Origin of the sequence: Devosia sp. MC1541 (assembly GCF_012847305.1) — a bacterium.
Taxonomy (GTDB): Bacteria; Pseudomonadota; Alphaproteobacteria; order Rhizobiales; family Devosiaceae; genus Devosia.
Window position 1 is genome coordinate 154204 of sequence record NZ_JABBDZ010000008.1, and the last position, 6969, is coordinate 161172.

The 6969-nt window shown below is 57.9% G+C and carries 4 protein-coding genes, 1 rRNA gene and 1 pseudogene; 4 read left to right on the forward strand and 2 right to left on the reverse strand.

Going from position 1 to position 6969, the window contains the following annotated elements; all coding sequences use genetic code 11:
- Window positions 1–186 precede the first annotated feature (186 nt).
- From HKD40_RS10840 to HKD40_RS10855, 4 genes are read left to right on the forward strand one after another with little or no spacing between them, the layout of a single operon-like run.
- Window positions 187–1290, forward strand: coding sequence for a microcin C ABC transporter permease YejB (locus HKD40_RS10840; RefSeq protein WP_169195770.1), 1104 nt, complete (start codon window positions 187–189; stop codon window positions 1288–1290).
- Window positions 1287–2384 (forward strand): ABC transporter permease, encoded by a 1098-nt coding sequence (locus HKD40_RS10845; protein WP_169195771.1) that lies wholly within the window; start codon window positions 1287–1289, stop codon window positions 2382–2384. The genes HKD40_RS10840 and HKD40_RS10845 overlap by 4 nt, the downstream gene beginning before the upstream one ends.
- Window positions 2381–3985, forward strand: coding sequence for an ABC transporter ATP-binding protein (locus HKD40_RS10850; RefSeq protein ID WP_169195772.1), 1605 nt, complete (start codon window positions 2381–2383; stop codon window positions 3983–3985). The genes HKD40_RS10845 and HKD40_RS10850 overlap by 4 nt, the downstream gene beginning before the upstream one ends.
- A gap of 10 nt (window positions 3986–3995) precedes the next feature.
- Window positions 3996–5849, forward strand: coding sequence for an extracellular solute-binding protein (locus tag HKD40_RS10855; protein ID WP_210257084.1), 1854 nt, complete (start codon window positions 3996–3998; stop codon window positions 5847–5849).
- Between the two features lie 43 nt (window positions 5850–5892).
- On the opposite strand, the pseudogene HKD40_RS10860 reads toward HKD40_RS10855, so the two are convergent.
- Together HKD40_RS10860 and rrf are read right to left on the reverse strand one after the other, a co-directional pair.
- A pseudogene (locus HKD40_RS10860) lies at window positions 5893–6503 on the reverse strand (exonuclease).
- A gap of 355 nt (window positions 6504–6858) precedes the next feature.
- Window positions 6859–6969 (reverse strand): 5S ribosomal RNA (gene rrf, locus HKD40_RS10865); the annotation flags it as partial.

The following is a 6969-nucleotide window of genomic DNA, read 5'->3' on the forward strand; positions in this document are numbered from 1 at the left end:
GTGAACCAAGCCCTTGTTCGATACAACCCCATATCCCCTTGCCGCTCCTCACACTGAGGAGAACAGATTGGCCAAAACTCCGCCGAATAAATTATAGATTTGTTGGACCTTAAGCGGCGATGCGTGCATTCTGTACTCCTATGATCTTGCAGCGCATGTCGACGCGTCTGGCCTATCGGAGACAGAATGGGCGCCTATATTCTCCGCCGCCTTTTGCTGATGATACCGACCGTGTTCGGCATCATGGCCATTTCTTTTCTGATCACCCAATTTGCCCCCGGCGGCCCGGTTGAACAGGCACTCGCCAACCTTTCCGGCCAGAACAATGGCGGCATAATGGAGCGCGTCACGGGGGGCGGCAGCGATCAAATCGCGCCACCGAGCAGCAACCAAGGCCCCAACGCCACTGGCTATCGCGGCTCTCAAGGTCTCCCTCCTGAGCTGGTCGACAGAATCGAAAAGCAGTTCGGCTTCGATAAGCCGCCTCTCGAACGCTTCTTTTCTATGATCGGTAACTACCTGCGCTTCGACTTTGGCGAGAGCTATTATCGAGACATCTCGGTCATCGATCTCATCCTTGAGAAAATGCCGGTGTCGATCTCGCTCGGTTTGTGGATGACCATTATCTCCTATGGCATTTCCATTCCTCTCGGCATTGCCAAGGCCACTCGCGATGGGTCGCGCTTTGACGTCTGGACCTCCACCATCGTCATCATCGGCTATGCCGTGCCCGGCTTTCTCATCGCCATTGCCTTTATCGTGCTCTTTGCCGGCGGCAGTTTCTGGCAAATCTTCCCGCTGCGTGGACTCACCTCGCCCGGATTTGCCGTGATGCCGTGGTGGCAGCAAATCCTCGACTACGCTTGGCATATGGTGCTGCCCATCACCGCCATGGGCTTTGGGGCATTTGCTACCTCAACGCTCCTCACCAAGAATTCCTTCTTGGATGAGATCTCCAAGCAGTATGTCACAACCGCGCGCGCCAAAGGCCTCACCGAACATCGCGTTCTCTATGGCCACGTTTTCCGCAACGCTATGATGCTGATCATCGCTGGCTTCCCCGGCGCTTTCATCGGCGCTTTCTTTGGCGGGTCCTTGCTGATCGAAACCATCTTCTCGCTCGATGGCCTTGGCCTTCTGAGTTTTGAATCCATCATCAACCGCGACTACCCGGTGGTGTTCGGCACGCTCTACATCTTCTCGCTTCTTGGCCTCGTCATCAGCCTTATCTCAGACCTCACTTACATGTGGGTCGATCCACGCATTGATTTCGAGAGCCGTGGCCAATGAGCAAGCTCTCGCCAATAAATCAGCGTCGCCTTGCCAATTTCCGCGCCAACAAACGCGGCTATTGGAGTTTTTGGATTTTCCTCGCCGTCTTTATTCTGACCCTCGGCTCCGAATTCATCGCCAATGATAAGCCCATTCTCGTCTCCTATAAGGGCGAGATGCTGGTCCCGGCCTTCATCGATTACCCGGAAGAAAAATTCGGCGGATTCCTCGCCACCACCAATTATCGCGATCCGTTTATCGCCGATGAGATCAACGCCAATGGCTGGGCCCTCTGGCCCTTGGTCCACTTCAGCGATGCCACTGTGGACAGCAATATCGCCTTTTCTGGCGCCAATCCGCCAAGCTGGCTGATGGACCGCGAAACCATTTGCGCGCGCTACCCGCAAGGCACAGCGGACCCTGATTGCCACTCCGGCAATTACCATTATCTCGGCACTGACGACCGCGCCCGCGATGTGCTCGCTCGCCTGCTCTATGGCTTCCGCCTTTCGGTTCTCTTTGGGCTCACCCTCACCATTGCTTCCTCCGCCATTGGCATTCTGGCAGGGGCCATGCAGGGCTACTTCGGCGGCTGGGTCGATCTAATTTCCCAGCGCCTCATCGAAATCTGGACCTCTGTCCCTTCGCTCTATCTCCTGCTGATCATCTCGTCAGTGATCATCCCAAGCTTCTGGGTGCTCCTTGGAATTCTGCTGCTGTTCTCTTGGGTCTCGCTCGTAGCCATTGTCCGGGCCGAATTCCTGCGCGCCCGCAATTTTGAATACGTCAACGCCGCCCGAGCACTCGGCCTTTCTGACGGCCAGATTATATGGCGGCACCTGCTGCCCAATGCCATGGTCGCCACCCTCACCTTTATGCCCTTCATCATGTCCGGCTCGGTGACCACCCTCACCTCGCTCGACTTTCTGGGTTTTGGTCTGCCCCCCGGCTCCCCTTCTTTGGGTGAGCTTCTGGCGCAGGGCAAAAACAACCTTCAGGCCCCTTGGCTGGGCATCACTGGCTTTTTCACCATCGCCGTCATGATGACCTTGCTCGTCTTCATCGGTGAGGCCGTGCGGGATGCCTTCGATCCGCGGAAGATATTCAAATGACCGCGCCCCTGCTTTCCGTCAAAGACCTGACCATTCGCTTCGGCGCCTCTCAGGTTGTCAACAACATCGCCTTTGATATCGCCCCCGGAGAAACCCTCGCCCTCGTGGGCGAGAGCGGCTCAGGTAAATCCATCACCGCCCTCTCCTTGTTAAAGCTCCAAACCGGGGCCGCCAGCGTATCCGGCTCGATACAGTTCGACGGCCAAGAACTGATCGGCGCGTCCGAAAGCGCACTACGCGCCATTCGCGGCAATGACATTGGCATGATCTTCCAAGAGCCCATGTCCTCGCTTAATCCCGTTCACAGCATCGGCAAGCAGGTCGGCGAAATCTTGGAAGTCCACCAAGGCCTGCGCAAAAACGCTGCTCGAGCCAAAGTGATCGAACTGCTCACCGAGGTTGGCATCCCCGACCCAGTCAGCCGTATCGATGATTTTCCGCACCAGCTCTCCGGCGGCCAACGCCAGCGCGTCATGATCGCCATGGCGCTCGCTAACAATCCCAAGCTCCTCATCGCCGACGAACCCACCACGGCCCTCGACGTCACCGTACAAGCCCAGATCCTCGCGCTGCTCAAACGCCTCCAGGCAGAAAAGGGCATGGCACTACTCTTCATCACCCATGATCTGGGTGTCGTCCGCCGCATCGCCGATCGTGTCGCAGTGATGAATAAGGGCGACATTGTCGAGACCGACCCAGTCGCCACCATTTTCGACGCTCCGCAACACGACTACACCAAACGCCTTCTTGCCGCCGGGCCAGAAGGCACCCCGCTGCCCCCCGCCACCGACGCCCCCACGATCGTCGAAACCACCGATCTCAAAGTCTGGTTCGCCATTCAGCGCGGGCTACTTAAGCGCACAACCGGCCACTTACGCGCTGTCGACGGCGTCACCCTCGCCATTCGTCGGGGTGAAACCCTCGGCGTCGTCGGTGAAAGTGGCTCGGGCAAGTCCACCCTCGGCTATGCCATTTTGCGCCTCATTCGTTCGCAAGGGCGCATTGTCGTCCTCGGCAATGACATTTCCAAACAATCTGGCCGCGCCCTGCGCCCGACGCGCCGCAATATGCAAATCGTCTTCCAAGACCCTTTCGGGTCTCTGAGCCCGCGTATGTCGGTCAGTGAGATTATAGAAGAAGGGCTGACCGTCCACTTCCCTAGGCTCACTGCAACTGAGCGGAGCCAAAAAGTAACGGACGCGCTGCGCGAGGTAGGTCTCGATCCCGAAACCGCCACGCGCTATCCGCATGAATTTTCTGGTGGTCAGCGCCAGCGCATCGCCATCGCCCGCGCCCTCGTGCTGGAGCCAGATTTTCTCGTCCTGGATGAGCCAACCTCAGCGCTGGACGTCTCCATACAGGCACAGATCATCACGCTCCTGCGCGCCGTGCAGCAACGCCGCCAGTTGAGCTATCTCTTCATCAGCCACGATCTGAAGGTTGTCCGCGCCCTTGCCCATCGCCTCATCGTCATGAAGAGCGGTCAGGTGGTCGAACATGGATTTTCCGAAGACATTTTTGCCGCGCCGCAACACGCCTACACCCAGCAATTGCTGACCGCCGCCTTCGACATCACCCCATTAGCGCCCACATTGACTTAGGAGACAGCCGATGACATCGACGCGACGCCTTCTCTCCCTCACCCTTGCCGCCGCTCTCTCCTTGAGCACATCGGCTTTGGCCTTCGCCGAAACGGTCACCGGCGCTTGGACCCACGCCTTCACCATGGGCGACGCTGCCAAATATCCGGCAGACTTCAAGCATTTTGACTACGTCAATCCAGACGCGCCCAAGGCGGGCACGCTGCGGCTCGGCACCCGCGGAGCCTTTGACACGTTTAATCCCATCCTGCCCAAGGGTGATCCGGCGGCTGGGCTGGGCCTCACCTACGACACGCTGATGACCCCCTCGCTCGACGAGAACAACACCTATTACGGACACTTGGCCAAAGAGCTCTTCATCGAGCCCGATTACAGCGCCGTCACCTTCCGCCTCGATCCCGACGCCAAATGGCACGATGGCGAAAAAGTCACCGCCGCCGACGTCGTCTGGACCTTTGAAAAGATGATCGAACTGAGCCCCAATCAGGCTCAGTACTATGCCAGCGTCACCAATGCCGAAGCGCTGACCGATGGCGAGGTGAAATTCACCTTCAACGAGAAAAACAATCGCGAACTCCCCCTGATTTTGGGCCAGCTTCTGGTTCTGCCTCAACACTGGTGGGAAGGCACCGACGCCACGGGCAACAAGCGCGATATTGGCGCCTCGACCCAAGAGCCCCCTCTCGGCTCCGGCGCCTATAAGTTGAAAAGCTTCGACGCGGGCAAAACCATCACCTATGAGCGCGTCCCCGATTATTGGGCCGCCAGCAAACCCACCGAACTTGGCCAGAACAATTTCGACACCCTCGCTTATGAATATTTCCTCGACGAGAGCGTCTGGTTCGAAGGCTTTAAGGGCGACCAATTCGACTATTGGAGCGAATATTCCGCCCGCCGCTGGGCCACCGGCTTCGACTTCCCCGCCGTAGCGGAAGGCCGCGTGGTCCTAGAAACCTTCGCGCAGGACTATAACGCCTCTGGCGCCATGACCGGCTTCATTCCCAATCTACGCCGCGACAAGTTCCAAGACGAGAAGGTCCGCGAAGCGCTTAACTACGCTTTCGACTTTGAAGAGCTCAACCGCACGGTCTTCTTCGAGCAATACGACCGCATCAACAGCTACTTCTTCGGCCTGCCCTTCGCCTCCAAAGACCTCCCGCAAGGCGAGGAGCTGGAAATCCTCGAAAGTGTCAAAGACCTTATCCCGGCCTCGGTCTTCACCGAGGTCTATACTAACCCGGTCGCAGGGGACGCCCAAAAGCTGCGTGGCAATCTTCGTATCGCGCTCGGCCTCCTCACCGAAGCGGGCTACACCCTACAAGGCAACCAGCTCGTCGACGCCAGCGGCAAGCAACTCGAGATCGAGCTGCTCATGCATCAAGCTTCACTCGAACCCATCGCGCAGAACATGATCACCAATCTGCGCCAAATCGGCGTCGCCATGACCCTGCGCATGGTCGACACCCCACAATATATCAATCGCCTGCGCAGCTTTGACTACGATATGATCTACACCAGCTGGGCACAGAGTTTTTCGCCCGGCAATGAGCAGCGCTTCTTCTTCGGCACCGGCTCCGCGGAGGCCGAAGGCTCACAAAACTATCTTGGGCTCGCTGACAAGGGCGTAGACGCCATCATCGAAAAGCTCATCGCTGCTGATGACCGTGCAACGCAAGAAGCAGCCAGCGCTGCCCTCGACCGTGTCCTCCTGCACAAGCACCTCGTCGTCCCCGGCTACGCCCTCCAATACTCCCGCACAGCCCGCTGGAACCGCTTCAGCCATCCAGAGACACTGCCCGAATTCTCCTCGGGCTTCCCCACGATCTGGTGGTGGGACGAGGCAAAGGCCGCCCAAACCAAATAAACGCCAAAACAAAAAAGGGACGCTCGAGCGTCCCTTTTCTTTTCTAAGCGCCGAAGTCAGCCGCGGTCAGCGCTCCCGTGCGCAACAAATGCTGCACCGCAAGGCTCACTGAGAATGCATCGCTGAGCGCGTCATGTTCAGTCAGACCCTCCGGCGCCACTCCATAATAGTCCGCCAAACGACTACTCGGCGTCCGCGCCAAATCCTCTATCGGCATGCCCCCGGCAATGAGCAACTTGACCGCATTATCAAAGCGCGTCGCGGGAATGGGCGCAGCGATCCCCTCCACGTAGCAGCTAATAGCCACCATATTGAGCTCGTCTTTCCCCCAAGACCACATCTGCACGCCTTGAGAAAACTGATCGAGCGCAACGAGCGCCCCCGCCAAATCCACGCCCTCCTGCGAAAGATGCCGTTCTTCAATGCCAGTCAGCTGCGAGAAGAAAGGATCAAGCCGCGCCACTTCCCATCCCGCTCATGTGGAACGACATAACGAGTAAAAGTCTCAAGGATCGGGAAGTTCTCCTCCAAGCCCAGTTTCAATGCACCGATCTGGGCAATCACCGGATCGGGATCCTGCCCCCCACACCAAAACCGCCTCTGTGACCCTTCGATACACAGGAACTCGCAATCAAAGAACACCGCCCCACGCATTCATCTCTCCCCACCCAAAGAGAAAGAAGGCTAAGCCTCGGGCGCAGACGACACAAGCACCCTAACCGTTGAACACATCCCTCAACATACGCTGCTCTGCTTCCCTCCCCCTTGCGGGGAGGGAATGAGGGTGGAGGTAGTCTGAACCGGCAGAACCTTCCTTCTTACCTCTCCCTTCGGGGGAGAGGTCGGCCCTCTTGGGCCGGGTGAGGGGGCCTTTCGGCAAGCACCGCTCTAGACATGGAGCTCCGCCAGGTAGGGGTGACGACGTCACAAACGCAAAAAGCCCCGCTGGTGAGCGGGGCTTTTTGTATTTGGTTTTGATGATCGTCGAGAGATTTTATGTTTTTGGCAGACCTTGCAGTGACCTACTCTCCCAAGTCTTGAGACTTAGTACCATTGGCGCGGAGGAATTTGACGGTCGAGTTCGGGATGGGATCGGGTCTTGGGCTCCTCGCAAGAACCA